Raw genomic sequence first — 5,299 nt, forward strand, 5'->3', positions numbered from 1 at the left:
ACAACGCMCTGGGCCTKGCCAAGCARGGCAAGACGCTGTTCTACCGCGACTTCCTSTMSCACCTGAASYAYTCSAGCGACCRSTTCCGCATMGCSCCCGGCATCAAGGGCATGGTSATGCTGGTGTTCGACCTGCCGWSSTTCCCGTTCGTGTTCAAGSTCATCAAGGACTWCTTCCCGCASCAGAAGGAAACCACGCGCGAGCAGATCAAGGCCAAGTACCTGCTGGTCAAGCAGCACGACCGCGTGGGCCGCATGGCCGACACGCTGGAGTACAGCGAGGTCGCCTTTCCTCGCGACCGCTTTGATGATGCCCTGATTGCCGAGATCGAGAAGTTCGCCCCCAGCCAGCTCGAAATCAGCGACCGCGATGGCGACGGCCAGACCGAGGTGATCATCAAGCACCTCTATATCGAGCGSCGCATGATCCCGCTCAACATCTWCCTGCARGAGGCCTTYGACACCGGCCTGTCCGACCCGCGCGCGCGCCAGCAGATGGAGCACAGCGTCATCGAATACGGCAACGCCATCAAGGACMTSGTGGCSGCCAACATCTTYCCMGGCGACATGCTSTGGAAGAACTTTGGTGTCACGCGCAACGGCAAGGTCGTGTTCTACGACTACGACGAGATCGAATACCTCACCGACTGCAACTTCCGCCGCGTGCCCACGCCGCGCAACGAGGAAGAAGAGATGAGCGGCGAGGTCTGGTACAGCGTGGGCCCGCGCGATGTGTTCCCCGAAACCTTTGGCCCCTTCCTGCTGGGCAACGACGCGGTGCGCGAGGTGTTCATGCAGCACCACGCCGACCTGCTCGACGCCGCGTTCTGGCAGTCGCACAAGGAGCGCATCCAGGCGGGTCATATGTTTGATGTTTTCCCCTACGACGCGGAGCGGCGCTTTGCGCAAGGCGCTGCGGCCCGCTGAGCGCCCGCCAAAACCCCGGTTTTCGTCCCCACTTTTCCTCAGACCCTTACCCAGGAGACCTTCACCATGTCCATCCAAGACCCCATCGTCATCGTTGGCGCTGCACGCACCCCCATGGGCTCGTTGCAGGGCGACTTCTCCAGCCTGGCCGCGCACGACCTGGGTGGCGCCGCCATCAAGGCCGCCATCGAGCGTGCAGGTGTCTCGCCCGACGCCGTGGGCGAAGTGCTGTTTGGCAACTGCCTGATGGCCGGCCAGGGCCAGGCACCCGCGCGCCAGGCGGCGTTCAAAGGCGGCCTGCCCAAGGGCGCGGGCGCCGTCACGCTCAGCAAGATGTGCGGCTCCGGCATGAAGGCCGCAATGATGGCGCACGACATGCTGCTGGCCGGCACGCACGACGTGATGGTGGCGGGCGGCATGGAGAGCATGACCAACGCCCCCTACCTGCTGCAAAAGGGCCGCGGCGGCTACCGCCTGGGCCACGACCGCATCTTCGACCACATGATGCTCGACGGCCTGGAAGACGCYTACSARGCGGGCCGCWGCATGGGCACCTTYGGCGAAGACTGCGCSGCCAAGTACAGCTTYACGCGCGAGCAGCARGAYGCGTTTGCCAYYGCCAGCGTGCAGCGCGCCAAGGCGGCCACCGAGTCGGGCGCCTTCGCGGCCGAGATCGTGCCCGTCACCGTCAAGACCCGTGCGGGCGAGACCGTGGTGTCCGTGGACGAAGGCCCGGGCAAGGTCAAGCTCGASAAGATCGCCACSYTSAAGCCCGCGTTCAARAAGGACGGCACCATCACCGCCGCCTCCAGCTCCAGCATCAACGACGGCGCGGCCGCGCTGGTGATGATGCGCGAGTCCACCGCGAAGAAGCTGGGTTGCAAGCCCGTCGCCCGCATCGTGAGCCACGCCACCCATGCGCAGGAGCCCGAGTGGTTTGCCACCGCCCCCCTGGGCGCCACACAAAAGGCACTCGCCAAGGCCGGTTGGCAAGTGGGCGACGTGCAGCTGTGGGAGATCAACGAAGCCTTTGCCGTGGTGCCCATGGCGTTGATGAAGGAATTGGACCTGCCCCATGACAAGGTCAACGTGAACGGTGGCGCCTGCGCACTGGGCCACCCCATCGGCGCCAGCGGTGCGCGCATCATGGTCACGCTGATCCATGCCCTCAAGGCGCGCGGCCTGACCAAGGGCCTGGCCACGCTGTGCATCGGCGGTGGCGAGGCCACGGCCGTGGCGCTGGAACTCGTCTGAGGCCGCTGGCTGGAGATGGGATGATCCCCGACTTTGCACAAGGACCGCGATGACCACTCCCTCTCCCGCCATCGGCGCCTTCTGGCGCGCGTTTTCGGATGCCCAGGCATCGCTCCAGGCCCAGCCGCTGCGCGAGCGCGTGGGGGCGGCCAATGCGCTGATCGATCAGCACCTGGAAGGCCTGGCGCTGGAGATGTCCGGCGACGATGCCGATGCCGTGGTGGACCTCATCGTCACGGCCCATGGCAGCATCGAGCGGTTTCCGTTGCTGGCGCAGGTGGTGGCGGCCGCACCCGCGCTGCCGCACTACCGCGTGCGCGCGTTTCGCGCGCGCACCACGCAGCCGGACTTTCCCATCGGCATGGAAGGCTTTGAGCTGGCCACGTCCGAAGTGCTGGTGGCGCTGGAGCAGGATGGCGGGCAGGCGGCGCTGGAGATCCGCTTTGGCCGCGAGATCCCCAGCGACTACCAGGACCATGCGCGCAACATGGCGTTCATCATGCTCGACCATGTGCTGGGCGAGTACGACTTTGCCGTGAAGGTGGGCGCGGTGGACTTTGTGGGCGAGCCCGGCGACACCCACACGCCTTGGGTGCCGCTGAGCCAGCTGCCCCCAGTGTTCGACCGCTACTGGACCGACACCCTGGGCCACACCGGCCACTTTCCCACGGGCGATGCCGAGTGGGACGGGCTGGAACTGCAGTTTGATTGCCCCATCGACGAGGACGGCAACGAACTGCCTCCTGACGACATCGACAGCGAAGACGCGCCCGAGACCGGCGTGGTCATGGTCAACACCAGTGCCAGCGCTGTGGCCATGCGGGCCGACCTGGCCTATGCCCTCACCGTGGACCTGGCGGTGCCCGACAGCGACACACTGACCGCCGTGCAAGACCTGCACGAGCAAGCAGCCACGCTGCTCCAGGTGCCGCAGCTGGGCATTCTGGTGTTGACGCTGATGCGCGCGGGCCGCCGGCAGGCGCTGTACTACGTGAGCGACGAGCAACTGGCCAAACAGACCCTGGCACCCTTGCTGCTGCGCGACGAGGCGGCATCGCTGGAGCTGAAGGTGGCGTACGACCCCGCGTGGTCGGGCTATTTCGAGTACGCCGGATACCTGTCTGCCTGAGTGGGTGCCGCTGTTTTTTTTACTCCTGAATTGATAGCTGTTGGCGCATGATTCACTAGCGCTTGCGGCATATTGGGCTTGAAAATGAACTCCATACTCGTGATGGGCGCGTCCCGGGGCATCGGCCTGGAGCTGGTGCGCCAGTACACCGAAGCCGGGCGCCGCGTGATCGCCACCGTGCGCGACGACGCCGGCCGCGAGCGCGTGCTGGCGCTGGGCGCCGAGGCGCTCACCGTGGATGTGGCCAACCCCGCCAGCGTGAGCGGCCTGGCCTGGCAGCTCGACGGCGAAAAGCTGGACCTGGCGCTGTATGTGGCCGGTGTCATCCGCCGCCCCAACGCGCTCACCCCACCCACGCAGCAAGACTTTGATGCCGTCATGCACACCAACGTGCTGGGCGCCATGCAGGCCATTCCGCAGGTGGCGCCCCTGGTGGTGGAGGCGGGCGGCGTGTTTGCGTTTCTGTCGTCCTCCATGTCGCAGATCGGCAGCGTGCAAAGCAGCGGTTCGTGGCTGTACCGCACCAGCAAGGCCGCGCTGAACATGGCCGTGGCCGCCGCGCAGCACGACTACCCCGGCGCCACGCTGATCACCATCGACCCCGGCTGGGTGCAGACCGACATGGGCGGCGGCGGTGCGCCGCTGACGGTGGAAGACAGTGTGCGCGGCCTGCGCAGCACGCTGGCCAGCGTGACCGCTGCCGACAAGGGCCGCCTGCTGCACTACGACGGCCGCCGCGCTGCCCACTGGTAGTCCGCAAGCCACCAAGCCCCCGAATTTTTGAACAACGACTCTGGAGACACTCCCATGCTGCTGACCCAAGACCAGGAAATGATCCGCGACGCGGTGCGCGACTTTGCGCAAACCGAGCTGTGGCCGAATGCCGCACGCTGGGACAAGGAACACCACTTCCCCAAGGAGGCCCACCAGGGCCTGGCCGCGCTGGGCGCGTATGGCATCTGTGTGCCCGAAGAGTTTGGCGGCGCCCACCTCGACTACCTCACGCTCGCGCTGGTGCTCGAAGAGATCGCCGCCGGTGACGGCGGCACCAGCACCGCCATCAGCGTGACCAATTGCCCGGTCAACGCCATCCTCATGCGCTACGGCAACGCGCAGCAAAAGCGCGACTGGCTCACGCCGCTGGCGCGTGGCGAAATGCTGGGTGCGTTTTGCCTGACCGAGCCACATGTGGGCTCCGACGCCTCCGCCCTGCGCACCACGGCGGTGAAGCAGGGCGACGAATACGTGATCAACGGGGTCAAGCAGTTCATCACCAGCGGCAAGAACGGTCATGTGGCCATCGTCATCGCCGTCACCGACAAGGGCGCGGGCAAGAAGGGCATGAGCGCCTTCCTAGTGCCCACCAACAACCCCGGCTACGTGGTGGCGCGGCTGGAAGACAAGCTGGGCCAGCACAGCAGCGACACGGCGCAGATCAAYTTCGACRRCTGCCGCRTCCCSGYSGARAACCTCATCGGCGCCGAGGGCGAGGGCTACAAGATCGCCCTGGGCGCGCTCGAAGGCGGCCGCATCGGCATYGCSGCGCAGAGCGTGGGCATGGCGCGCAGCGCGTTCGATGCGGCGCTGGCATATTCCAAAGAGCGCGAAAGCTTCGGCACCGCCATCTTCAACCACCAGGCCGTCGGCTTTCGCCTGGCCGAYTGCGCCACGCAGMTCGAAGCCGCGCGCCAGCTCATCTGGCACGCCGCCRSSCTGCGMGAYGCCGGMMRSCCSTGCCTSAAGGAAGCCGCCATGGCCAAGCTGTTCGCSAGCGARATGGCCGARCGCGTSTGCAGCGCCGCSATCCAGACGCTGGGCGGCTAYGGYKWSGTGAACGACTTYCCGSTSGAGCGCATYTAYCGCGACGTGCGSGTGTGCCAGATCTACGAAGGCACCTCGGACATCCAGAAGCTGCTGATCCAGCGCGCAATGGCCTGAACCGGGCGCTCGGAAGGCTCCTGGACGGCGCCCCGGGCTTGCCCCATCGGGC

The 5,299-nt window shown here is 66.4% G+C and carries 5 protein-coding genes; all 5 read left to right on the forward strand.

Features of this window, described 5'->3' with window-relative positions:
- Positions 1–926 (forward strand): bifunctional isocitrate dehydrogenase kinase/phosphatase (gene aceK, locus AC04MI_RS23175; RefSeq protein WP_476498816.1); only part of this gene is annotated, 926 nt, incomplete at its 5' end.
- 66 nt (positions 927–992) lie between these two features.
- Positions 993–2,180: an acetyl-CoA C-acyltransferase gene (locus AC04MI_RS23180; protein WP_476498817.1), complete on the forward strand. Its 1,188-nt coding sequence runs from the start codon at positions 993–995 to the stop codon at positions 2,178–2,180.
- A 49-nt stretch (positions 2,181–2,229) separates the two neighbouring features.
- A complete protein-coding gene (locus AC04MI_RS23185) occupies positions 2,230–3,309 on the forward strand; it encodes a DUF695 domain-containing protein (RefSeq protein ID WP_476498818.1) in 1,080 nt (359 codons plus the stop codon).
- A gap of 84 nt (positions 3,310–3,393) precedes the next feature.
- Positions 3,394–4,062 carry an SDR family oxidoreductase gene (locus AC04MI_RS23190; protein ID WP_436077526.1) on the forward strand — a complete coding sequence of 223 codons (669 nt, stop codon included), beginning with the start codon at positions 3,394–3,396 and terminating at the stop codon, positions 4,060–4,062.
- Between the two features lie 54 nt (positions 4,063–4,116).
- Entirely contained in the window at positions 4,117–5,247 is a 1,131-nt protein-coding gene (locus tag AC04MI_RS23195) for an acyl-CoA dehydrogenase family protein (protein ID WP_476498819.1), read from the forward strand.
- The last annotated feature ends 52 nt before the right edge of the window (positions 5,248–5,299 follow it).

This window comes from Acidovorax sp. LjRoot204, assembly GCF_056175785.1.

Coding starts and splice junctions, on each gene's coding strand:
- AC04MI_RS23185 (WP_476498818.1), top strand. CDS start 2,230: ATGACCACTCCCTCTCCCGCCATCGGCGCCTTCTGGCGCGCGTTTTCG.
- AC04MI_RS23190 (WP_436077526.1), top strand. CDS start 3,394: ATGAACTCCATACTCGTGATGGGCGCGTCCCGGGGCATCGGCCTGGAG.